Origin of the sequence: Klebsiella sp. PCX (assembly GCF_021869705.1) — a bacterium.
Lineage (GTDB): Bacteria > Pseudomonadota > Gammaproteobacteria > Enterobacterales > Enterobacteriaceae > Klebsiella > Klebsiella quasipneumoniae.
Genome location: NZ_CP091527.1, coordinates 2,448,779 through 2,471,215, shown reverse-complemented (window position 1 = coordinate 2,471,215; position 22,437 = coordinate 2,448,779). Strand labels below are relative to the sequence as shown.

General features: G+C 60.9%; 22 protein-coding genes. 10 read left to right on the top strand and 12 right to left on the bottom strand.

What is annotated here, in order from left to right:
- Positions 1 to 50 precede the first annotated feature (50 nt).
- A complete protein-coding gene (locus tag GQR96_RS11650; RefSeq protein WP_065904761.1) occupies positions 51 to 842 on the bottom strand; it encodes a PhzF family phenazine biosynthesis protein in 792 nt (263 codons plus the stop codon).
- Positions 843 to 1,043: 201 nt separating this feature from the next.
- Here GQR96_RS11650 and GQR96_RS11645 point away from each other — a divergent pair, with 201 nt between their 5' ends.
- Positions 1,044 to 2,243 (top strand): sugar transporter, encoded by a 1,200-nt coding sequence (locus GQR96_RS11645; protein ID WP_065697122.1) that lies wholly within the window; start codon positions 1,044 to 1,046, stop codon positions 2,241 to 2,243.
- A gap of 67 nt (positions 2,244 to 2,310) precedes the next feature.
- Here the strand turns inward: GQR96_RS11645 and GQR96_RS11640 are convergent, their stop codons facing one another.
- Positions 2,311 to 2,979, bottom strand: coding sequence for a MarC family NAAT transporter (locus GQR96_RS11640; RefSeq protein WP_004205969.1), 669 nt, complete (start codon positions 2,977 to 2,979; stop codon positions 2,311 to 2,313).
- Between the two features lie 261 nt (positions 2,980 to 3,240).
- On the opposite strand from GQR96_RS11640, the gene marR reads away from it, so the two are divergent.
- The 3 genes from marR to marB are packed head-to-tail and all read left to right on the top strand — an operon-like array spanning position 3,241 to position 4,329.
- The gene (gene marR, locus GQR96_RS11635; protein WP_017900358.1) at positions 3,241 to 3,675 is read left to right on the top strand and encodes a multiple antibiotic resistance transcriptional regulator MarR; all 435 of its coding nucleotides are present in this window, start codon (positions 3,241 to 3,243) and stop codon (positions 3,673 to 3,675) included.
- Between the two features lie 20 nt (positions 3,676 to 3,695).
- Positions 3,696 to 4,070 carry an MDR efflux pump AcrAB transcriptional activator MarA gene (gene marA, locus GQR96_RS11630; RefSeq protein WP_002904397.1) on the top strand — a complete coding sequence of 125 codons (375 nt, stop codon included), beginning with the start codon at positions 3,696 to 3,698 and terminating at the stop codon, positions 4,068 to 4,070.
- Between the two features lie 40 nt (positions 4,071 to 4,110).
- Positions 4,111 to 4,329 carry a multiple antibiotic resistance protein MarB gene (marB, locus tag GQR96_RS11625; protein WP_043519537.1) on the top strand — a complete coding sequence of 73 codons (219 nt, stop codon included), beginning with the start codon at positions 4,111 to 4,113 and terminating at the stop codon, positions 4,327 to 4,329.
- Positions 4,330 to 4,377: 48 nt separating this feature from the next.
- Here marB and eamA read toward each other — a convergent pair whose 3' ends face one another.
- The gene (gene eamA / locus GQR96_RS11620; protein ID WP_065697120.1) at positions 4,378 to 5,277 is read right to left on the bottom strand and encodes an O-acetylserine/cysteine exporter; all 900 of its coding nucleotides are present in this window, start codon (positions 5,275 to 5,277) and stop codon (positions 4,378 to 4,380) included.
- A 194-nt stretch (positions 5,278 to 5,471) separates the two neighbouring features.
- Between eamA and ydeE the strand changes: the two genes are divergently transcribed.
- Together ydeE and GQR96_RS11610 are read left to right on the top strand one after the other, a co-directional pair.
- Positions 5,472 to 6,668, top strand: a complete 1,197-nt coding sequence (ydeE, locus tag GQR96_RS11615; RefSeq protein WP_004205975.1) for an efflux MFS transporter YdeE — start codon at positions 5,472 to 5,474, stop codon at positions 6,666 to 6,668.
- 129 nt (positions 6,669 to 6,797) lie between these two features.
- Positions 6,798 to 7,280, top strand: a complete 483-nt coding sequence (locus GQR96_RS11610) for a helix-turn-helix domain-containing protein (RefSeq protein ID WP_064187249.1) — start codon at positions 6,798 to 6,800, stop codon at positions 7,278 to 7,280.
- Positions 7,281 to 7,315: 35 nt separating this feature from the next.
- Here GQR96_RS11610 and urtE read toward each other — a convergent pair whose 3' ends face one another.
- The 7 genes from urtE to GQR96_RS11575 form a co-directional block, all read right to left on the bottom strand.
- Positions 7,316 to 8,014 carry an urea ABC transporter ATP-binding subunit UrtE gene (gene urtE, locus GQR96_RS11605; protein WP_004205977.1) on the bottom strand — a complete coding sequence of 233 codons (699 nt, stop codon included), beginning with the start codon at positions 8,012 to 8,014 and terminating at the stop codon, positions 7,316 to 7,318.
- A 9-nt stretch (positions 8,015 to 8,023) separates the two neighbouring features.
- On the bottom strand, positions 8,024 to 8,821 hold the full coding sequence (urtD, locus tag GQR96_RS11600) for an urea ABC transporter ATP-binding protein UrtD (protein ID WP_004205978.1): 798 nt from the start codon (positions 8,819 to 8,821) through the stop codon (positions 8,024 to 8,026).
- On the bottom strand, positions 8,821 to 9,894 hold the full coding sequence (urtC, locus tag GQR96_RS11595) for an urea ABC transporter permease subunit UrtC (RefSeq protein ID WP_065877671.1): 1,074 nt from the start codon (positions 9,892 to 9,894) through the stop codon (positions 8,821 to 8,823). The genes urtD and urtC overlap by 1 nt, the downstream gene beginning before the upstream one ends.
- A complete protein-coding gene (urtB, locus tag GQR96_RS11590; protein WP_065802356.1) occupies positions 9,894 to 11,468 on the bottom strand; it encodes an urea ABC transporter permease subunit UrtB in 1,575 nt (524 codons plus the stop codon). Before urtB ends, urtC begins: the two co-directional genes overlap by 1 nt.
- Before the next feature lie 61 nt (positions 11,469 to 11,529).
- Entirely contained in the window at positions 11,530 to 12,801 is a 1,272-nt protein-coding gene (urtA, locus tag GQR96_RS11585; protein ID WP_049115620.1) for an urea ABC transporter substrate-binding protein, read from the bottom strand.
- A gap of 170 nt (positions 12,802 to 12,971) precedes the next feature.
- Positions 12,972 to 14,075 (bottom strand): cobalamin-independent methionine synthase II family protein, encoded by a 1,104-nt coding sequence (locus GQR96_RS11580; RefSeq protein WP_069734172.1) that lies wholly within the window; start codon positions 14,073 to 14,075, stop codon positions 12,972 to 12,974.
- Between the two features lie 148 nt (positions 14,076 to 14,223).
- A complete protein-coding gene (locus GQR96_RS11575; protein WP_065903418.1) occupies positions 14,224 to 14,622 on the bottom strand; it encodes a rhodanese-like domain-containing protein in 399 nt (132 codons plus the stop codon).
- A 67-nt stretch (positions 14,623 to 14,689) separates the two neighbouring features.
- Between GQR96_RS11575 and ftrA the strand changes: the two genes are divergently transcribed.
- Together ftrA and GQR96_RS11565 are read left to right on the top strand one after the other, a co-directional pair.
- Positions 14,690 to 15,787, top strand: coding sequence for a transcriptional regulator FtrA (ftrA, locus tag GQR96_RS11570; protein ID WP_065903416.1), 1,098 nt, complete (start codon positions 14,690 to 14,692; stop codon positions 15,785 to 15,787).
- On the top strand, positions 15,756 to 15,971 hold the full coding sequence (locus GQR96_RS11565) for a DUF4177 domain-containing protein (RefSeq protein WP_004205985.1): 216 nt from the start codon (positions 15,756 to 15,758) through the stop codon (positions 15,969 to 15,971). Before ftrA ends, GQR96_RS11565 begins: the two co-directional genes overlap by 32 nt.
- Positions 15,972 to 16,025: 54 nt before the next feature.
- Here GQR96_RS11565 and GQR96_RS11560 read toward each other — a convergent pair whose 3' ends face one another.
- Together GQR96_RS11560 and GQR96_RS11555 are read right to left on the bottom strand one after the other, a co-directional pair.
- Positions 16,026 to 16,466, bottom strand: coding sequence for a GNAT family N-acetyltransferase (locus GQR96_RS11560; protein ID WP_004205986.1), 441 nt, complete (start codon positions 16,464 to 16,466; stop codon positions 16,026 to 16,028).
- A gap of 263 nt (positions 16,467 to 16,729) precedes the next feature.
- Positions 16,730 to 17,794: a LacI family DNA-binding transcriptional regulator gene (locus tag GQR96_RS11555; protein WP_004205987.1), complete on the bottom strand. Its 1,065-nt coding sequence runs from the start codon at positions 17,792 to 17,794 to the stop codon at positions 16,730 to 16,732.
- A 196-nt stretch (positions 17,795 to 17,990) separates the two neighbouring features.
- On the opposite strand from GQR96_RS11555, the gene GQR96_RS11550 reads away from it, so the two are divergent.
- Both GQR96_RS11550 and GQR96_RS11545 read left to right on the top strand, forming a co-directional pair.
- Entirely contained in the window at positions 17,991 to 21,098 is a 3,108-nt protein-coding gene (locus tag GQR96_RS11550; RefSeq protein WP_069734173.1) for a beta-galactosidase, read from the top strand.
- A 54-nt stretch (positions 21,099 to 21,152) separates the two neighbouring features.
- A complete protein-coding gene (locus tag GQR96_RS11545; RefSeq protein ID WP_004205989.1) occupies positions 21,153 to 22,418 on the top strand; it encodes an MFS transporter in 1,266 nt (421 codons plus the stop codon).
- Positions 22,419 to 22,437 lie beyond the last annotated feature (19 nt).

Sequence of the window (22,437 nt, the reverse complement as noted above, 5' to 3'; positions counted from 1 at the left end):
TGACGCACGCCGCGCCGTCCCCGGACAGCGGAACGACGCGGCGGTGATGATTAACGCAAATAGACAGTCCCGCGCAGATAGGTGGTGGCCTGGCCGCCGATAAGCACCCTGTCGCCCTGCCACTGGCAGCGCAGGTCGCCGCCGCGGGCGGAGCCCTGGCGCGCCATCATGGTGGTTTTCCCCAGTTTTTCGCCCCACCAGGGGATCAGCATGCTATGGGCGGAGCCGGTCACCGGATCCTCCGGCACCCCTTCACCCGGGCAGAAGAAGCGGCTGACAAAGTCATACTCCTCATCCGGCGCGCTGACGCAGATCATTTTGCCAAGCGTCTGCAGGCGCGCCATGTCCGGCCGCACCGCTTCAACCTGCTGACGATTCGCCAGCAGCACCAGATAATCGCGCCCTTCACGTACCTCGACGGCCGCCTCGAGGCCTAGTCCGGCCAGCAGGTCCGCCGGCGGGTTGGCCACCGGGGTGGTCGTCCACGCCGGGAAGTCGAGCGTCAGCCAGTCGCCGCTGCGGGTGACTCGCAGGTCGCCAACGAAGCGGGTGCTGAAGGTGATGGTCGCCGAGGGATGGTCGAGATATTCAAAAATAACGTGCGCCGCGGCCAGGGTGGCATGACCGCAGAGGTTGATCTCGTGCAGCGTGGTAAACCAGCGCAGCTCATAGCCTTCGTCGGTGCGGACGAAGAACGCCGTTTCGGACTGATTATGCTGTTGGGCCATTTTCAGCAGCACATCGTCGGCTAACCACTCGCTGAGGGGGCAGACGGCCGCGGCATTGCCACCGAAGTTTTTATCGCTGAAAGCATCGACCAGATAAAATTGAATTTCCTGCATACACTGTCCTTACTTTTTTTACTTTCCTTCAACATGACATAAAAGTGCCCCTCTGACACTATCCATAGCAAAATTAATTGCTTAACCGCGCCTGGCTGCTTACAGTGAAATGAGAGACAGATCACATAATGATTGTCTTTTCGCCAGCAAACGTTTTATGATCGGCGTCACATCTTCCCCTGAATCACCAGTCCAGAGCTTATGACTACGAATACGGTCTCACGCAAGGTAGCGTGGCTACGTGTCGTGACGTTGGCCATCGCCGCGTTTATTTTTAACACCACAGAATTCGCCCCGGTCGGTCTGCTGTCGGATATTGCCGACAGCTTCGACATGGAAACCGCCCAGGTGGGCATGATGCTGACCATCTACGCATGGGTGGTGGCGTTAATGTCGCTGCCGTTTATGCTGCTGACCAGCAAAGTGGAGCGCCGGCGGTTGCTCATCGGCCTGTTTATTCTGTTTATCGCCAGCCATGTGCTGTCGTTCTTTGCATGGAATTTTGACGTGCTGGTCATCAGCCGCATCGGCATCGCCTTCACCCATGCGGTGTTCTGGTCGATAACGTCGGCGCTAGCCATCCGCATGGCACCCCCGGGCAAACGGGCGCAGGCGCTCAGTCTGATCGCCACCGGTACCGCGCTGGCGATGGTGTTTGGGATTCCGATCGGCCGCATCATCGGCCAGTATTTTGGCTGGCGAATGACCTTCCTGGCGATCGGCCTGGGCGCGTTAGCCACCCTGGTCTGCCTGGTGAAACTGCTGCCGACCCTGCCGAGCGAACACTCAGGCTCGCTGAAGAGCCTGCCGGTGCTGTTCCGTCGCCCGGCGCTGGTCAGCGTATACATTCTGACCGTAGTGGTGGTGACCGCCCATTATACCGCCTACAGCTATATCGAACCCTTCGTCCAGACGGTGGCGGGTCTGAGCGGCAATTTTGCCACCGTGCTGCTGCTGATCCTCGGCGGGGCCGGGATTATCGGCAGCATTCTGTTCGGCAAGCTCGGTAACCAGCACGCTTCGGGGCTGATAAGCCTCGCCATCGGCCTGCTGCTGGCCTGTCTGCTGCTGCTTCTGCCGGCCTCGCATAACCCGCACCACCTGATGCTGCTCAGCATCTTCTGGGGGGTGGCGATTATGATTATCGGTCTCGGCATGCAGGTGAAAGTGCTGGCCTCCGCCCCGGACGCCACCGACGTCGCCATGTCGCTGTTCTCGGGCATCTTTAATATCGGCATTGGCGCCGGCGCGCTGGTGGGCAGCCAGGTGAGTCTGCATCTCTCTATGGCCTCCATCGGCTATATCGGCGCTATCCCGGCGCTGGCAGGCCTGATCTGGGCCCTGCTGATCTTCCGCCGCTGGCCGGTTTCGCTGGAAGAACACCAGCCGCACCACTCTTAATTCAGCCGCAAAAAAAGCCCGCCGGTATCGCTCCGGCGGGCTGTTGTCTCTCTGCGCATCACCGCGGTCAGGGATGCCAGGTCGAAATGATCTCCAGCACGCCATTAATAATAAATTGCACGCCCATGCAGACCAGCAGGAAACCCATCAGTCGTGAGATGGCCTCAATGCCGCCTTTGCCTACCAGACGCATAATCGCCCCCGAACTGCGCAGGCAACCCCAGAGAATAATCGCCAACAGGGCAAAGATAATCGGCGGCGCCGCCAGTACCACCCACTCCGGAAAGTCCACCCCGTGCTTAACGGTCGAGGCGGAACTAATGATCATCGCGATGGTGCCCGGACCGGCGGTGCTTGGCATCGCCAGCGGCACAAAGGCGATATTGGCGGTCGGCTCATCCTGTAGTTCTTCCGATTTGATCTTCGCTTCCATCGAATCGTGGGCTTTTTGCTGGGGGAACAGCATACGGAAACCGATAAAGGCCACAATCAACCCCCCGGCGATTCGCAGCCCAGGTATTGATATGCCGAATGTATTCATCACCACCTGGCCGGCATACCATGACACCATCAGGATGGCGAAGACATACACCGAGGCCATCAACGCCTGCTTGTTACGCTCGGCGTTGTTCATATTGCCCGCGAGGCCGAGGAACAGCGCCACGGTAGTCAGCGGATTCGCCAGCGGTAAAAGCACCGCCAGGCCGAGCCCTATCGCTTTAAACAAATCGAACATAGTTAAATAAAGTCCCGTAAATATTCATTTTTTAAAGATGGTTTCAGTCCGTGAGTATACCGGCTTCAACAATTCCAACGCCAGCCAGCTGATAAATCACTTTTGCCAAAAATTAACAAGCGTTAGAAAATTTACAAACAGTGACACGCGTCGAATTTTTTTGTTTTAGCAAATCGTGGCATCGGCTAATTCATAATGTTGACTTATGATTGCCTGGGCAATAGTATCACTCGCAACTAAATCATTGCCTGGGCAACCATCATGAAAAATACCAGCGACCTGTTCAACGAGATGATCCCGCTGGGCCGCTTGATCCAGATGGTTAACCAAAAAAAAGATCGCCTGCTCAACGACTACCTCTCACCCATGGATATTACCGCGACCCAGTTTCGGGTGCTCTGTTCCATTCGTTGCGAGGTATGTATTACCCCCGTTGAGCTGAAAACCGTGCTTTCCGTCGACCCGGGCGCGATGACGCGTATGCTCGACCGCCTGGCGTGTAAAGGCTGGATTGAACGGTTACCCAACCCCGCTGACAAGCGCGGTGTGCTGGTGCAGTTGACGCCAGACGGCGCAGCCCTTTGCGAGCAGTGTCATCAGGTTGTGGGTCAGAAGTTACACCAGGAGTTAACAAAAAATCTGTCGGCGGACGAAGTCGCCATGCTTGAGCAACTCCTCAAGAAGGTCCTGCCGTAAAAATAAGAAGAGGTAAGATGATGTCCAGACGTAATAATGACGCCATCACTATCCATAGTATTTTGTCGTGGATCGAGGATAACCTGGAATCGCCCCTGTCGCTGGAAAAAGTGTCTGAGCGCTCAGGTTACTCCAAGTGGCACCTGCAACGTATGTTTAAGAAAGAGACTGGCCATTCCCTCGGCCAGTACATCCGCAGCCGTAAGCTGACGGAGATTGCGCAAAAGCTCAAGCAGAGCAATGAGCCAATCCTGTACCTGGCGGAACGCTACGGTTTCGAATCGCAGCAGACCTTGACGCGAACATTTAAAAACTATTTTGATGTTCCGCCCCACAAATATCGCATAACGAATGTACCTGGCGAATCCCGCTATCTGCATCCGCTAAATAACTGATGTTAATCGCCTGTAATATCAAAGACGTATTGAGGAAATCATGAAACTATTCGCTGCCGCAGCTATCGTCCTTCTGTCGCTGGCATCCAGCTTCAGCTTTGCGGAGCAAACCACCACGCCGGTGCGGCAAAACCAGCGTGACACAATGATTCTCCCTTCGGACCATAACGACTCGCCGTTTGATTTCAATCATATGGCGGCCGGCAATGATAAATCTGACGAACTAGGCGTGCCGTACTACCAGCAGCACGACCTGTGATGCCATTACACGCATACTTGTGTATAGCCCCGTCTCCGGGGCTTTTTTTTACCCGCGCGCCATGCCCGGCCGCACCAGACGCAGACCGAAAACGTTGATATAGAGCCCGGCCATGATCAGCGCCGCCCCGGCGAGCTGCAGTCCGCTCAGCGTCTCCCCCAGCAGCAGCGCGGCGCTGGCCATCCCCACTACCGGCACCAGCAGCGACAGCGGCGCCACCCGCCAGGTTTCATAGCGCCCCAGCAGCGAGCCCCAGATACCATAGCCGACGAGGGTGGCGATAAACGCCAGGTAAAGCAGCGAGAGAACCGTCAGCATATCGATCTGGCGTAGACTCGCCAGCATGAGCTGCGGGCCATCGATCAGCCACGAGGCAAACATAAACGGCAGCACCGGGATCAATGCGCTCCACACCACCAGCGACATGATTGGCGGGCGGGTCGCCTGGGACATGATTTTTTTGTTGAAAATATTGCCGCAGGCCCAGCTGAGCGCCGCCGCCAGGGTCAGCATAAAGCCCACCAGCGGGACATGCTCCCCGCCGAGGCTCCCCTCCACCAGCACCAGCACGCCGAAGATCGCCAGCGCGATCCCCGCCAGCTGCTTGCCCTGTAAGCGTTCGCCAAAGACGAAGGCGCCAAGAATGATGGTAAAAAAGGCTTGCGCCTGCAGCACCAGCGACGCCAGCCCCGCCGGCATGCCCAGGCCGATAGCGCAGAACAAAAAGGCAAACTGGCCAAAGCTAATGGTCAGGCCATAGCCCAGCAGCAGGCGCAGCGGAATGGCCGGCCGGGCGACAAACAGCAGCGCCGGGAAGGCGACCAGCATAAAGCGCAGGCCCGCCAGCATCAGCGGCGGCATATTGTGCAATCCCAGCTTAATCACCACGAAGTTAAGCCCCCACACCACCACTACCAGCAGCGCCAGCAGTCCATCTTTCCTCGTCATACCCTGCCTCTGTCGTTATTAGAATTTTTGTGAACAAAATCAAAGTAGCGAAAAAGCGGTCGCCAGGATAGATCATTATTTTTGGCAGGTTCGGAAGTGCCTATCGCCACCGGGGCGACCTGTACAAGGCGTGATGGCCGTGTTATTTGTGATCGAAGACATAAAATTATAACAACATGACAGGCAAGGAAATCATGATCACCACACTCCGGCGCTCCACCATCGCGCTGCTGGCATCGTCGCTACTGTTGACTATCGGCCGCGGGGCCACACTGCCGTTTATGACCATCTACCTCACCCGACGCTATCAGCTGGAGGTGGATGTGATTGGCTACGCCCTGTCGCTGGCCCTCGTGGTGGGCGTGCTGTTTAGCATGGGCTTTGGCATCCTCGCGGACAAGTTCGACAAAAAGCGCTATATGGTGTGGTCAGTGCTGGTGTTTATCCTTGGTTTCAGCGCGATACCGCTGGTCAATAACGCTATCCTGGTGGTGATCTTCTTTGCGCTGATCAACTGCGCCTACTCGGTCTTTTCCACCGTGCTGAAAGCCTGGTTCGCCGACCGGCTGACGGCGGAGAAAAAAGCGCGCATTTTCTCGCTGAACTATACCATCCTCAACATCGGCTGGACCGTCGGACCGCCCATCGGCACGCTGCTGGTGATGCACAGCATTAATCTGCCATTCTGGCTGGCGGCAGCCTGCGCCGCCTTCCCGTTAGTGTTTATTCAGCTGTTTCTGCAGCGAGATGGCGCCGCCGCCGCCCAGCCAGGGGCTGCCGTCTGGACGCCTTCGGTGCTGCTGCGCGACCGCGCACTGCTGTGGTTTACCTGTTCAGGGCTGCTGGCCTCCTTCGTCGGCGGCGCTTTCGCCTCCTGTATCTCGCAGTACGTACTGGTGGTCGCCAGCAGCGACTTCGCCGAAAAAGTGGTGGCCGTGGTGCTGCCGGTTAACGCCGCGGTGGTCGTCGCTCTGCAGTACGCGGTTGGCCGGCGACTGAGCGCCAGAAATATCCGCCCGCTGATGACCTTCGGCACCGTCTGCTTTGTGATCGGCCTCGTGGGCTTTATGTTCTCCGGCGCCAGCCTGTGGGCGTGGGGGATCTCGGCGGCGGTCTTCACCCTTGGCGAGGTGATTTATGCCCCCGGCGAGTATATGCTGATTGACCATATCGCCCCGCCGGGGATGAAGGCCAGCTACTTCTCCGCGCAGTCGCTGGGATGGCTGGGCGCGGCATTCAACCCGATGCTGACGGGGTTGATCCTCACCCATCTGCCGCACTGGTCGCTTTTTGTCATTCTTATCGGGGCGATTGTCGCCGCCTGGCTGATGATTTTCCGCGGGATCAATGCCCGCCCCTGGCAGCCGGATTCTCCGCTGGCCAACGCCTGACGCCAGCTGGCATGCGGCTGTCAGGTTGCTGTCGGGCCGTTGTCGGGTCGCTGTCGTGGTGGCTGGCGGCCCGCTTTTCCATACTCCATCACAAGTTTACATCCGCAGAACGTTATGGAGCATACAAATATGAACAGCAACAATCAGGTCAAACAATTACGGCTGCAGCGCGCCTGGTCCCAGGAACAGCTGGCCGAAATGGCGGGGCTCAGCGTCCGCACGATCCAGCGCATTGAGAATGGCGAACGCCCGGGACTGGAGACTCTCAGCGCCCTCGCCGCGGTCTTTGAGGTGACGGTGGCCGAGATCGGCGGCGAAGCCTCGCGGGAGGGCGCTACGGGCCCGGAAGCCTCGCTGGATCTGCGTATAGAGGAAGCGAAAGCGCGGGTGCAGCAGGAGAGCCGCTTTTTTCGTTCGCTGTCGGTCGCGCTGGTGGTCTGCGTGCTGCTGGCGCTGCTCAACCGGTACACTAACCCGCAGTACACCTGGTCCGGCTGGGTCGCCCTGATCTGGGGCGCTCTGCTGGCGGTGAGAGGATTACGCCTGTTCGTGTTCGGCGAATGGATCAAAAACTGGCGCCAGGCGCGCCTGCAGCGGCTGCTGCGTAAATAGCAAGGAAACCGGCGGCGCGAACGCCGCCGGTCCGTTCAGATAGTCACCAGGGCGCGTACGCCGTCGGTTTCCATATCTCCGCCCTTGCCCTGCTGGACGATGGCGCCGCGCGACATCACCAGGTAGTGGTCCGCCAGCCCGGCGGCAAAGTCATAGAATTGTTCCACCAGCAGGATGGCCATATCCCCGCGGCTCGCCAGCTGACGGATCACCTCGCCAATCTCTTTGATGACCGAGGGCTGGATCCCCTCGGTGGGCTCATCGAGGATCAGCAGCTGCGGACGGCTGGCCAGCGCCCGGCCGATCGCCAGCTGCTGCTGCTGGCCGCCGGATAAGTCACCGCCCCGCCGCTGCTTCATGGTCTTGAGCACCGGGAAAAGCTGGTAAATCTCCTCCGGCACCTGCTGCGCCTCGCGGGCGGGAAAGCGCGATAGCCCCATCAGCAGGTTTTCCTCCACCGTCAGGCGCGGAAAAATCTCGCGTCCCTGAGGGACGTAGGCCACCCCGGCCTGCACCCGCTGATGCGGTTTACGGTGGGTAATGTTCTGATCCTGCCAGCGTACCTCACCGCTGCGCGCCGGAATAAGCCCCATCAGACATTTCAGCAGGGTGGTCTTGCCGACGCCGTTGCGCCCCAGCAGGCAGGTGACCTCGCCCTGACGGGCGGAAAAATCCACCCCACGCAAAATATGGCTACCGCCGTAGTATTGATGTAGCTGACTCACCTGTAACATTGGCGCTCCTTAACGTCCCAGATAAACTTCAATGACCTGTTCATTGGCCTGCACCTCCCGCAGCGATCCCTCCGCCAGCACCTGGCCCTGATGCAGGACCGTCACCCGGTCGGCGATAGTCTCGACAAATCCCATGTCGTGCTCCACCACCATCAGGGAGTGCTGTCCGGCCAGCGTACGAAACAGCTCCGCTGTATATTCGGTTTCCGCATCGGTCATGCCGGCCGCTGGCTCATCAAGCAGCAGCAGATGCGGCTCCTGCACCAGCAGCATGCCGATCTCAAGGAACTGTTTCTGGCCATGGGAAAGCAGCCCCGCCTGGCGGTAGCGTTCGCCGTCAAGACGCAGCAGGCGCAGCACCTCATTCAGTCGATCGTCCTGTTCACTGCTCAGCCGGGCGCGCAGGCTGGCCCACACCGATTTATCTCCCTTCATCGCCAGGGCGAGATTTTCCGCCACCGTCAGCGCTTCGAAGACCGTCGGCTTCTGAAACTTGCGCCCGATGCCCTGGCGGGCGATGGCCACCGGTTCGAGGGTGGTCAGATCCACCGACTGGTCATAGATCGCTTTGCCGCTCTGCGGCCGGGTTTTGCCGGTGATCACGTCCATCAGGGTGGTCTTGCCCGCGCCGTTGGGGCCGATCACACAGCGCAGCTCGCCGACGCCTATCGCCAGCGACAGGTCCGTCAGCGCCCGGAAACCGTCAAAGCTAACGTTAATGTTCTCCAGCTGCAGTACCGGGTCGGTTTGCGCACGAAAGCGATCGCCGGGCAGCTGGCGGGTAAACAGTCCTTCATCCGGTTGCATTAGCGGTCTCCTCGACGCAGCAGGCCCATCACCCCGCGGGGTAAAAACAGGGTTACGATGATAAAGATGAGGCCGAGAAACAGCTGCCAGTACTCCGGCATCGCCACGGTGAAAATGCTCTTCGCGCCGTTGACCAGCCCGGCGCCAAGCACCGGGCCGATCAGGGTGCCGCGCCCGCCGAGCGCCACCCAGATGGCGGCCTCGATGGAGTTGGTCGGCGACATCTCGCTGGGGTTGATGATCCCCACCTGCGGGACATATAACGCCCCCGCCAGGCCGCAGAGCACCGCCGACAGCGTCCACACCAGCAGCTTGAAGCCGCGCGGGTCGTACCCGCAGAACATCAGGCGGTTCTCGGCATCCCGCACCGCGGTGAGGATCCGGCCAAACTTACTCTGCGCCAGCGCCGAGCCCAGCCACAGGGTCAGCAACAGCAGCAAAATCGTGGCCATAAACAGGGTGGCGCGGGTGCCGGTGGCGGTGACCGGAAAACCCAGCAACGTGGTAAAACCGGTGAAACCGTTATTGCCGCCAAACCCGGTCTCGTTGCGAAAGAACAGCAGCATACCGGCATAGGTCAGGGCCTGGGTCATGATCGAGAAATAGACCCCTTTGATCTTCGAGCGAAAGGCAAACCAGCCGAAAACCAGGGCCAGCAGACCGGGAACCAGCACCACCAGCGCCATCGCCCAGGCGAAATGCTGCGTGCCCCACCAGAACCAGGGCAGTTCGCTCCAGGAGAGAAAAGACATAAACGCCGGCAGACCGTCGCCCGCCGCCTGGCGCATCAGGTACATGCCCATAGCGTACCCGCCGAGGGCAAAGAAAATCCCGTGCCCCAGCGACAGCATACCCGCGTAGCCCCAAACCAGATCCAGCGCCACCGCCACAATGGCGTAGCAGAGGATTTTACCGCTCAGGGTCAGCAGCCAGCTCGGCACCGCCAGCGGATGGGAGGCCGGCAGCAGTGCCAGAAATGGCATGCTCAGTAGCCCCAGCACCAGCAGGATCCCCAGCCAGCGCAGAGGCCGCGGCGCGCGCTGCGCCAGCGTTAAGGTAACAGGTTGGCTCATCAGTCAATCACCCTCCCTTTCAGCGCGAACAGACCCTGCGGGCGTTTCTGAATAAACAGAATAATCATCACCAGGATCAGGATTTTGCCCAGCACAGCGCCCATTTGCGGTTCGAGAATTTTGTTGAAAATGCCCAGCCCAAAGGCCGCCGCCACGCTGCCGGCCAGCTGGCCGACGCCGCCCAGGACCACCACCAGGAATGAGTCGATGATATAGCCCTGACCCAGCTCGGGCCCGACGTTGCCGAGCTGCGACAGCGCCACGCCGCCCAGCCCCGCAATACCGGAGCCGAGGCCAAAGGCCAGCATATCCACCCGCCCGGTAGGTACGCCGCAGCAGGCGGCCATCGCCCGGTTCTGCGTCACGGCGCGGACGTTCATCCCCAGACGGGTGCGGTTCAGGATGAGCCAGGTAAAGCACAGCACCAGCAGGACGAACGCCAGCACCGCCAGCCGGTTCCACGGCAGGATCAGGTTCGGCAGGACCTGCACGCCGCCGGAGAGCCAGGCGGGGTTCGCCACCTCGACGTTCTGCGCGCCAAACAGCATGCGCACCAGCTGGATAAGCATCAGGCTGATCCCCCAGGTGGCGAGCAGCGTCTCCAGCGGCCGACCATACAGATGACGAATAATGGTGCGCTCCAGCGCCATGCCGATCCCGGCGGTCACCAGAAACGCCACCGGCAGCGCGACCAGCGGATAAAAGGCCAGCCACTGCGGCGCGAGCTGCGCCAGCGCCTGCTGTACCAGCCAGCAGCTGTAGGCGCCAATCATCAGCATCTCGCCATGGGCCATGTTAATCACCCCCAGCAGGCCGTAGGTGATCGCCAGCCCCAGCGCGGCCAGCAGCAGCACCGATCCCAGCGACAGTCCCATAAAGGCCTGGCCCAGCAGATCGCCGATCAGCAGACGATGTTTGATCTTTTGCAGGCTGTCGCTGGCCGCCTCGCGCACCGCCGCATCCGGCTCATGCTGGGCATCGGTAAAGGGGATCAGGAGCGCCTGGGTTTCCGGGTCCGCGGAATGGCCGAGCAGCGTCACGGCGGCCAGCCGCGCGCCGGCCTCAGGCTGAGTGAGCTGCAGCCGGGCCAGCGCCACCTCCAGCAGGCCCCGCACATTATCATCGCTTTCCGCCTTCAGCCGCTGCTGCAGCAGCGCGGCCATGGACGGGGTCGCTTCCCGCTGCAGAGTGCGCGCCGCGGACGCTCGCTCTGTGACGTTGTCACTTAAAATAAGATGGCTGGCCAGCGCGCCGGCGGCCAGATTGCGCAGCCGGTTGGTCAGACGCACCGGTCGGGTTTCGCCCTGGGGCGCGGCGACGGCACCCAATGGCTGTAATCCGCCCTGTCGGGTGCGGAAAGCATGTTTTCCGTCGTCCATCACCAGGCTCTCGGTGGTCAACGCCCGCAGCAACGGCAGACGATCCGCCTGCGGCGCTGCCGCCCACTGGGTCAACAGCTGCGCCTGCTGGCTGCGGCTGGCGGCAACGAAGTCGTCCGCCTCCGCGGCCTGTGCCCGCCATGGCAGCAGGATCAGCAGTAGCGTCAACACACTCATGAGACGCAATGCGTTCATGTCGTTCTCCTCTGGTCAGCGGCCGACGGACGCGACGTTCCCGCTCCGTCGGCCCTGGCGCTTACTGGCTGACGGTTTTCACCGGATGGTCAGGTTTCTTATCATTACCGGGGATCCACGGGCTCCACGGCTGCGCGCGGACGGGCTCATCGGTCTGCCAGACCACGTTGAACTGGCCGTTGCCTTCAATTTCACCGATCATCACCGGCTTATGCAGATGGTGGTTGGTGGCATCCATCGTCAGGGTGAAACCGGACGGCGCTTTGAAGGTTTGTCCGGCCATAGCGTCGCGCACTTTGTCCACGTCGGTGGTGCCGGCTTTGGTCACCGCCTGCGCCCACATATGCAGACCCACCCAGGTCGCCTCCATCGGATCGTTGGTCACCACCGTATCGGCATTCGGCAGCTTGTGCGCTTTGGCGTAAGCGCGATAATCGGCGACAAAGGCTTTGTTGGTCGGGTTATCGACCGACTCAAAGTAGTTCCATGCCGCGAGGTTGCCGACCAGCGGTTTGGTATCGATGCCGCGCAGCTCCTCTTCCCCCACCGAGAAGGCCACCACCGGCACATCGGTCGCTTTCAGCCCCTGGTTAGCCAGCTCTTTATAGAACGGCACGTTGGAATCGCCGTTAATGGTAGAGACCACCGCCGTTTTGCCGCCGGCGGAGAATTTTTTGATATTGGCGACGATGGTCTGGTAATCGCTATAGCCGAACGGGGTGTACACTTCTTCGATATCTTTGTCCTGGATCCCTTTGGCATGCAGGAAGGCGCGAAGGATCTTGTTGGTGGTGCGCGGATAAACGTAGTCGGTTCCCAGCAGGAAGAAGCGTTTGGCGCCGCCGCCGTCCTCGCTCAGCAGGTATTCCACCGCCGGGATGGCCTGCTGGTTAGGCGCCGCGCCGGTATAGAAGACGTTGGGGGACATCTCTTCCCCTTCGTACTGTACCGGGTAGAACAGCAGGCCGTTCAGCTCCTCAAACACCGGCAGGACCGATTTACGCGAGACCGAGGTCCAGCAGCCAAACACCACCGCCACCTTGTCCTGGGCCAGCAGCTGGCGCGCCTTCTCGGCGAACAGCGGCCAGTTGGAGGCCGGGTCGACCACCACCGGCTCCAGCTTCTTGCCCAACACCCCGCCTTTGGCGTTGATGTCGTCGATGGCCATCAGGGCGACGTCCTTCAGCGGCGTTTCGGAAATCGCCATCGTCCCGGAGAGCGAATGCATAATCCCGACTTTGATGGTGTCGGCGGCATAGGCCTGGACGGAGAGACCCATAGCCATAACAGAGGCGGAGAGTGCAAAAGCTTTTAATAACGTTCTTCGTTGCATGATTCACTCCTGAGTAGCGCAAAAATAAAGAATTAACAGCTAACCAGAGGTGATAAGGCAAAAACGGTGCCAGGTTGTGAGAACAGTGGGATGCGGCGCAGGCGGACGGCGGAGGCGAAGGAGATGGCAGCGTTGCCTCATCACGGTGCAACGCTGCGCTAAGAAAGCAATTACCAGACGTCGGCGGCGATGGCGGTCACCAGACAGACTTTTTGCCACTGCTGGTCTTCGCTGAGGGCGTTACCCTCTTCCGTGGAGGCGAAACCGCACTGCGGACTCAGGCAGATCTGCTCGAGCGGAACATATTGCGCCGCCTCAGCGAGGCGCGCTTTTACCCCCTGCGGGTTCTCCAGCTCGCCGTTTTTGGTGGTGATAAGCCCGAGGACCACCTGCTGATGGCCGGGACGAATAAAGCGCAGCGGAGCGAAATCTCCGGAGCGGTCGTTGTCATACTCGAGGAAGAAGGCATCGACATTGACGCCGCCAAACAGCACCTCGGCCACCGGCTCGTAACCGCCCTCCGAGATCCAGGTTGAGCGGAAGTTGCCCCGGCAGACGTGCAGGCCCACCGTCAGATCGGCCGGCTTGCCCTCCAGCGCCTGGTTCAGCACCCGGGCATAAATGCGCGCCAGCGCATCCGGATCGTCGCCGCGCTCGCGCACCTGCTGACGCTGGGCATCGGAACAGAGATAGGCCCAGACGGTATCGTCCAGCTGCAGATAGCGGCAGCCGGCGTCATAAAACGCACGGATCGCGTCGCGCCAGGTGGTGGCCAGGTCGTCGAAGTAGTCGCTGAGATCCGGGTAAACGGTGGCATCAATATCTTTCCGACCGCCGCGGAAGTGGAGCACGCTCGGGCTGGGAATGGTCATCTTAGGCTGCGCGTCGCCGCTGATGCTTTTCAGATAGCGGAAATCCTCCAGCATTGGGTGGTCGCCAAACGCCAGCTTGCCGGTAACGCGCACGCCGTGCGCTTTGGTCTGCACGCCGTTGAACTGGATCCCCTGCTCGGCATCGTAACGCTCAACGCCTTGCAGGCCGTCGAAGAAATCAAAATGCCACCATGCGCGACGAAACTCGCCGTCGGTGACCACGTGCAGGCCGCAGTCGCACTGCTGCTGGACCAGATGACGGATCGCGTTATTCTCAATCTCGCGTAGCTGAGCGGCGTCGATAATCCCCTCAGCCAGCTGCTGACGCGCCTGTTTGATGCTGTCCGGGCGCAAAAAACTGCCGACGATGTCTGCGCGGAACGGGGCCTGTTGACGTTGCATGCTGTCTCCTTAGCGGTGGGCGCGTTAGTTGCCCACCGTGATAGTTCATTATTTGAATTTTTAGACTTCTGGATGGCTATATGTCCAGATACTGGCATGCAGGCCGACGTGCCGCAAACGAGAATATTTCATGGTGCATGAAAAATATTCATTTACCGGCGACAAACGCATAGCCCTCATCTTCCCAGCCGGTGATCCCGCCGAGCATCATTTTCACCGGCCGCCCCAGTTCGGCCAGCTTTAGCGCGGCAACGTCTGCACCGTTGCAGTGCGGCCCGGCGCAATAGACCACAAACAGGGTCTCCGCCGGCCAGGCCGCCATTCTCTCGGCGCTGATCTGGCTGTGCGGGAGATGCAGCGCGCCGGGCAGGTGGCGCCTGGCGAAGGCCTCCTCGCTGCCTACCACGTGCAGCAGGACAAAGTCGACCTCGCCGGCACGCTGGGCGCTGTGCACATCGGCGCAGTCGGTCTCGAGATGCAGCTTATGGCGGAACCAGCGGATAGCCTCGGCGGAGTTGGCGGGGGTAAATTGGGTTACTACACTCATGGCGTCTTCTCCTTGTCTGTGATAACACTACTTTACTGACGCCCATCACCCTTATCTGCCGGCAACCATGACAGAAAACGCTAACATCCTGACAACTCCTTCTGTGACACTGTCACCTCACCGCGTGGTGGCCCTCGCCTACGATGGCCTGTGCACCTTTGAGTTTGGCGTGGCCGTGGAGATCTTCGGCCTGCCGCGCCCGGAAATGGGCGAGCGCTGGTACCAGTTCGCCGTCGCCGCCGTCGATGAAGGGCCTCTGAGAGCCACCGGCGGAGTCCGGCTGATGACCGACGGCGGCCCTGAGCTTCTCGCCCAGGCGCAGACCATCGTGGTCCCCGGCTGGCGCGGCATCGACTCCCCGGTCCCCGAGGCGCTGTGCGCCGCCCTGGCCGCCGCTCACGCCCGCGGGTGCCGGATTATTTCCATCTGTTCCGGGGTGTTCGTTCTCGCCGCCGCCGGGTTGCTCAATGGCCGCCAGGCGACAACCCACTGGCGCTACACCGCCGCGCTGCAGTCCCGTTTTCCGCAGATCCAGGTGGTGGAGGATGTCCTGTACGTGGGTGATGATTTGCTGATGACCTCCGCCGGCAGCGCGGCGGGGATCGACCTCTGTCTGCATCTGGTGCGCGAGGATTTCGGCAGCGAGGCAGCGAATGTGGTCGCCCGCCGCCTGGTGGTCTCTCCCCATCGCGACGGCGGTCAGGCGCAGCAGGTCCTGCGTCCGGTGGCCCGCAGCCGGGAGAGTCTGCGCCTTGGCCAGCTGTTTGATTATCTGCACCAGCATCTTGCCGCCAGCCACACCGTCGCCTCCCTCGCACAGCGCACCGGCATGGGGACGCGCACCTTTTTGCGCCGCTTTGAAGAGGCCACTGGTAAAACCCCCGCCCGCTGGCTGCTGGAGGAGCGTCTGCTGCGCGCCCGTCAGCACCTGACGGAGAGCACGATGGGCATCGACCAGATCGCTGAGTACTGCGGCTTTGCCAGCGCTGGCACCCTGCGCCACCATTTTCGCCAGCGCTTCGCGCTAAGCCCACTGCAGTACCGTAAACAGTTTGCAACTTCTCCGATTGCAAAATCGTCCCAGCCACGGACAATAGACGGCCACAGTAAACCGGTCGCCAGGATGGTCGATGATGAAGAAAGAGTGTCGGGTAGTAATCTATAAAGAGGGCCTGCTGGGCAGCCTGTTTTTTGGCGAAGCCAAAGCCGACCCTGACAAAATGAGCCAGTTTCTCAGTAGCTATACCCGCGAAGGCTGGGAGGTAAAAACCATGTCGGTGGAGCGACGCCGTACCGCCCTGTTCTGGTCGCGGGAAGCGTATCTGTTTGTGCTTGAACGGCCCCTCTGACGGTGTCTGCGCCTGGTTTAACCGCTTAAGCCAGGCGTTGCCCGGCATCCGCGCTCAGGGCTGGCGGATATAGCCCTGCTCCTGCATGTTGCGCATGGCCTCCTCGCTGGCGCAGACCATCCCGGTGGTCAGCATGGCAAAACCAAAGCGCTGATAGAATGGGATTTTATCGGCCACCGCATAGATAAAGATTTTGCCGAAGGGCAGCAGCTGCTCCCGGATGGCCAGCATTAGCTGTTGTCCGTAGCCCTGCCCCTGGCGGTCGGGGACGATCGCCACATCCGACAAATAGCTACTCCAGGTGCAGTCGCTGATGGCCCGCGCCACGGCAATCAGCTGACCGTGCTCATAGCCAAACCAGCAGAAGGTGCTATGGAGAAACGCCTGCTCCAGCTGCTGAACATCACGTTCATTCAGCCCGGCCTCGGCGACGATGGTCCTCACCCGCCGCCAGTCTACCCGCCCAATCGCCTCTTTCCCCTCAATCACCATCATGACCTTGACTCCCGTTGTGTTCGGCATCTATCCCGAAAGAAAGATGTAGCATGCCGCCGCAGGGGATGCCAGGCGAAAAAACGAACGGAACAAAGCGGGAAACGGAGGAAGGCAAAAAAAAACCGCCATGTGACTGGCGGTAAATCAATGCTTGCATGGATAGATTGTATTTTGCATTTTTCGCAGGCAGAGGATCCTGACCTCTCTACGTTTGATCCCGAGGTTAGCATGGTCAACCTCAATAAATCCTCAACGGCCTGCGGCTAGAGCTTCTCCACCAACGCTTTCAGCTGCGCCAGGGTCTGCTGCCGGTCCTCCGCGGCGGCGAGCGGCCACGCCGACTGGCGCACGATGAGCCGGGTCGGCAGCAGCTCGCGGATCCGCAGCTGCGGGGCCGCCATCAGAGCAATCAGCCGCTCCACGGCCCGCTTGCCCAGCAGATCGAAGTCCTGCGCCACCGTGGTGAGCGGCGGCTGAAAGTAGAGACTGTCGGCGGTGTCGTCATAGCCGGTCACCGATACCGCCTGGCTGCCGCTGCGATTGAGCTGGGCCAGCGCGCTGAGTACCCCGAGCGCCATCTGATCGTTCGCCACCACAATGGCGCTGATCCGCGGCTGCAGGTGCAGCAGTTCAAAGGTTTTCTGCCAGCCGCTGGCGGCGCTCCAGTCTCCGAACACCGTGGTTGAACGGGCGATATTCAGACTGTGCAGCGCCTCGCGCCAGCTGGCGAGACGCAGACGAGCGGAAACCGAACTTTCCGGCCCTGCCAGCAGGCCAAATTCGCGATGCCCCAGCTCCCACAGATGGCGCACGCACGCCCCACAGCCGTCGCGATGATCGAAGCGCACGCAGCAGACATCGGCCTCCGGGGAGACGTCCAGAAACAGGCAGGCCATATCCGGGTTCTCTTTAACCAGTCGCTCGGCGGTAGCGCTCTCCAGCGGCAGACTAACGATCACTCCGCGAATATGCTGGGCGCGCAGTTCGTCCAGCCGGGCCTGCAGCGCGGCGAAGTCGGCCTGCGCCGGCATCGCTATTGCCACCTCCAACTGGTGCAGGCTGGCATGGCTCTTTACCGCGGCGGCGATCTGCGAGGGAGCATGCAAGGTCAGCGAGGCAGTGATAAGCCCAATGGAGGGCGCTGCTTTGCCGGCGAGCAGCTGCGCCGAGCGGTTAGGTACGTAGTGCAGCGCCTGCATCGCGCGGATTACCTGCTCGCGGGTGCGGGCTGACACCACTTCAGGACGGTTCAGGACCCGGGAGACGGTCTGTTGGGAAACCCCGGCCGCGCGAGCGACATCCTCCAGGGTAGCGGTACGACGCGGCATTTTTTCTCCTCAGCAATAACAATGTCGTGCGCTAACATTTTATGTTTAACGCGCGACAAAAAACAGCGCTTTACCCTCGCTTTCGTGATCGTCTGTTAATTTCATTTCCGCCGTCGTTGCTGGACAAAACAAATTATCCGATAACGTTCTTTATCCTGTTTAGCGATCGACATTTTCTGACTTACCGGGGATTACTATGCCAATAAGCGATACCAGTCGCCGCCACGCGCCTGACTTCCACGCCGTCCTCGCCCGCGAAGACTGGCAGAACCAGACCATTACCCATCTCAACCGCCTGCCAGCGCATCCCGCGTTCGCCAGCTGGCGCGATGAGCTTGCCGCCCGCGATAATCGCCCTTCGCCTCGACGTCGTCAGCTGGACGGCGAATGGCAATTTGCTTACGCCCGCAGCCCGTTTGCCGTCGATGCACAGTGGCTGACGCAAGACCTGCCAGGCAGCCGCGGGACGCCCGTGCCCTCCAACTGGCAGATGGAGGGCTATGACGCGCCGATCTACACCAACGTCCGCTACCCCATCGACACCATCCCGCCGCGGGTGCCGGAGGATAACCCAACCGGCTGTTACTCCCTGCACGTTGCGATCGATGACGCCTGGCGCACGGACGGACAGACGCAGATTATTTTCGACGGCGTCAACTCAGCGTTTCATCTGTGGTGCAACGGCGCCTGGGTCGGTTACTCCCAGGACAGCCGCCTGCCGGCGGCGTTCGATCTCAGCCCCTTCCTGCGCCCGGGCGACAACCGCCTGTGCGTGATGGTCATGCGCTGGAGCGCCGGCAGCTGGCTGGAAGACCAGGATATGTGGCGAATGAGCGGTATTTTTCGCTCGGTGTGGCTGCTGAATAAGCCGCACCAGCGGCTATGCGACGTGCAGCTGACGCCGACCCTTGACGCCCTCTGCCGCGACGGCGCTCTGCAGGTTCAGGCGACCGTCGAAGCGACAGAGGCGGCGCTTGCCGGGCTCTGCGTCGGGGTTAGCCTGTGGCGCGGCGAGCAGCCTGTCGCCGCCCATCGTCAGCCGTTAGGCACCCCGGCGGTGGATGAGCGCGGCCACTATGCCGAACGGGTCGATTTCTCCCTGGCGGTAGCGGCGCCGGCGCACTGGAGCGCGGAAACCCCGAACTGTTATCGCGCCGTGGTCACCCTGTGGCGTGGCGACGAACTGCTGGAGGCCGAGGCGTGGGATATCGGTTTTCGCCGCATCGAGATCGCCGACGGTCTGCTGCGCCTTAACGGCAAACCGCTGCTGATCCGCGGCGTTAACCGCCATGAACACCACCATTTGCGCGGTCAGGTGGTCAGCGAGGCGGATATGGTGCAGGACATTCTGTTGATGAAGCAGAACAACTTTAACGCCGTCCGCTGCTCACACTACCCCAACGCGCCGCGCTGGTATGAGCTGTGCAACCGCTACGGTCTGTACGTGGTCGATGAAGCCAATATTGAAACCCACGGCATGGTGCCGATGAACCGGCTGTCCGACGATCCGGCGTGGCTGCCAGCCTTCAGCGCCCGCGTCACCCGGATGGTACAGAGCAACCGCAACCATCCATGCATTATCATCTGGTCGCTGGGTAACGAATCTGGCGGCGGCGGCAACCATGAAGCGCTATACCACTGGCTGAAGCGCAACGACCCGAGCCGTCCGGTGCAGTACGAGGGCGGCGGCGCGGATACCACCGCTACCGATATTATCTGTCCGATGTACGCCCGCGTCGAACGCGACCAGCCGATCCCGGCGGTACCGAAGTGGGGGATCAAAAAATGGATCAGCCTGCCCGGCGAGCAGCGGCCGCTGATCCTCTGCGAGTACGCCCATGCGATGGGCAACAGTCTCGGCAACTTCGCCGATTACTGGCAGGCCTTCCGCGAGTATCCGCGGCTGCAGGGCGGGTTTATCTGGGACTGGGCCGACCAGGCGATCTGCAAAACCTTTGACGACGGCAGCGTCGGCTGGGCCTACGGCGGCGACTTTGGCGATAAGCCGAACGATCGCCAGTTCTGTATGAACGGCCTGGTGTTCCCCGATCGCACGCCGCATCCGTCGCTGATCGAGGCGAAGCACGCCCAGCAGTATTTCCAGTTCGCCCTGCTGTCGACCTCGCCGCTGCGCGTGCGCATCGCCAGTGAATACCTGTTCCGCCAGAGCGATAACGAAGCGCTGCGCTGGCAGGTGCAGGCGGCCGGTGAAACCCTGTATCACGGCAACCTGACGCTGGCGCTTCCCCCGGAGGGCAGTGACGAGATAACGCTGCTTGATGACCTGATTCTACCGCCAGGCGCCCGCGCGGTGTGGCTGACGCTGGAGGTGGTCCAGCCCCGGGCGACCGACTGGTCCCCGGCGGACCATCGCGTCGCCTGGCAGCAGTTTCCCCTGCCCGCCCCGCTGGCGCTGCCGGCGCCCACGGTGCCTGCCGGCGCCCCGGATCTGGTCGTCAGCGAGGAGGCCTGGCAGATCCGCGCCGGCACGCAGTGCTGGACCGTCGATCGGCGGACCGGTTTGCTGAGTAGCTGGTCGCTTGCCGGTCAGGAGCAGCTGCTGACCCCCCTGCAGGATCAGTTTATCCGCGTGCCGCTCGACAATGACATCGGGGTCAGCGAAGTGGAGCGCATCGATCCCAACGCCTGGGTGGAGCGCTGGAAAAGCGCCGGCCTGTTCGACCTTGAGGCGCGCTGCGTGCAGTGCGATGCCCAGCGCCTGGCGAATGAGACCCTTGTCGACAGCCGCTGGCACTACCTGCGCGGCGACGAGGTGGTGATTGTCAGCCACTGGCGCATGCGCTTTACTGCGGACGGAACGGTACGGCTGACGGTGGACGGCGAGCGCGCGGAAACGCTGCCGCCGCTGCCGCGGGTCGGACTGCATTTCCAGGTGGCGGATCAGCAGGCGCCGGTGAGCTGGCTGGGGCTGGGACCGCATGAGAACTACCCCGACCGGCGGAGCAGCGCCTGCTTCGCCCGCTGGGAGCAGCCGCTGGCGGCGATGAGCACGCCCTACATCTTCCCGACGGAAAACGGCCTGCGCTGTGATACCCAGGCGCTGGACTGGGGACGCTGGCACGTCAGCGGTCATTTCCACTTCTCCGTTCAGCCATGGAGCACCCGTCAGCTAATGGAGACCGACCACTGGCACAAGATCCAGGCCGAAGACGGGGTGTGGATCACCCTCGACGGCCTGCATATGGGAGTGGGGGGCGATGACTCCTGGACCCCAAGCGTGCTGCCGCAGTGGCTCCTGACCCAAACGCGCTGGCAGTACGAGGTCTCATTGCGTTGCCTTTAATCCGTGGGGGCGGCAGCCCCCACCCTACAAACAGATTAACAAGGGATCATGGTGATGAAATTCTCTGAACTGGCGCCGCGAGAACGGCATAATTTTGTCTATTTCCTGCTGTTCTTTTTCTTTTACTATTTCATTATGTCGGCCTATTTTCCTTTTTTTCCGGTGTGGCTGGCGGACGTTAACCATTTAACCAAAACGGAAACCGGGATCGTCTTCTCCTCCATCTCGCTGTTCGCGATTATTTTTCAGCCGGTATTTGGTCTGATGTCGGATAAGCTTGGCCTGCGCAAACATCTGCTGTGGACCATCACGGTACTGTTAATTCTGTTCGCGCCGTTCTTTATTTTCGTTTTCTCCCCGCTGTTGCAGATGAATATTATCGCCGGTTCGCTGGTGGGCGGGATCTACCTGGGGATTGTTTTCTCCAGCGGCTCCGGGGCCGTGGAAGCCTATATCGAGCGCGTCAGCCGGGCAAACCGCTTTGAATATGGCAAAGTGCGGGTCGCTGGCTGCGTCGGCTGGGCGCTGTGCGCCTCGATAACCGGCGTGCTGTTCGGCATCGACCCCAATATTACCTTCTGGATCGCCTCCGGCTTTGCGCTGGTGCTAGGTCTTCTGCTCTGGCTGTCGCGCCCGGAAAGCAGCAACAGCGCCCAGGTTATTGAGGCGCTGGGAGCCAATCGCCAGGCCTTTTCGCTGCGCACCGCGGCCGAGCTGTTACGTATGCCGCGTTTCTGGGGCTTTATCGTCTATGTGGTGGGAGTCGCCAGCGTCTACGACGTGTTTGATCAGCAGTTCGCCAACTTTTTCAAAAGCTTTTTCGCCAGTCCGCAGCGCGGTACCGAAGTGTTTGGCTTCGTCACCACCGGCGGCGAGCTGCTCAACGCGCTAATTATGTTCTGCGCCCCGGCCATCGTTAACCGCATCGGCGCCAAAAACGCCCTGCTGACCGCCGGGATGATCATGTCAGTGCGCATTCTCGGATCGTCGTTCGCCTCATCGGCGGTAGAGGTGGTGATCCTCAAGATGCTGCATATGTTTGAGATCCCCTTCCTGCTGGTCGGGACCTTTAAATATATCTCCTCCGCCTTTAACCCGCGGCTCTCGGCCACCCTGTTCCTGATCGGTTTTAACCTGTCGAAACAGCTGTCCGGGGTGGTCCTTTCCGCCTGGGTGGGCCGGATGTATGACACCGTCGGCTTCCATCAGGCCTATCTGATCCTCGGCTGCATCACCCTGAGCTTCACCCTGCTCTCGTTCATCACCTTACGCGGCGGCAAAAGCCTGCTGCCAGCAGCGGAGACGCAGACCCCCGCCTGATCCCGGCGCTCCCGTCAGG